Consider the following 379-nt stretch of genomic DNA (forward strand, 5'->3'; position numbering starts at 1 on the left):
GCCCGCAAGCGTATTGCAATGTGTCCGCCGCCACGCGACGCAATGACGCCCGTTCGGGCCGCCAGCTTACAAATCCGTAAATTGATTCTGCGCCGCATAGCGGTATGGCTTGCCCGGCATTGATCGCCGCCGATCGTGCCTTCGCAAGTCCGATCCCTCCCGCATGGAACCGACATGGCTGATATCTGCACGCAAGGCGTCGACACGGGCTTTGTCGGCCTTGGATTTGCCAAGGTCGCTTTCCTCGGCCTTGTGCAAGGCATCACCGAACTGCTGCCGATCTCCTCGACCGCCCATATGCGCATCGTGCCGGCTGTGCTTGGCTGGCGGGACCCGGGCTCGGCTTTCTCCGCCGCCATGCAGCTGGCGGCCCTTGCAG

The 379-nt window shown here is 63.3% G+C and carries 1 protein-coding gene; it reads left to right on the plus strand.

From position 1 onward, the window contains the following. Positions 1-174: 174 nt before the first annotated feature. On the plus strand, positions 175-379 hold a 205-nt coding region (locus EN749_RS37440; protein ID WP_281061978.1), incomplete at its 3' end, for an undecaprenyl-diphosphate phosphatase.

The organism is Mesorhizobium sp. M7A.F.Ca.ET.027.02.1.1, assembly GCF_004022985.1.
In the GTDB taxonomy this organism is placed as follows: Bacteria; Pseudomonadota; Alphaproteobacteria; order Rhizobiales; family Rhizobiaceae; genus Mesorhizobium.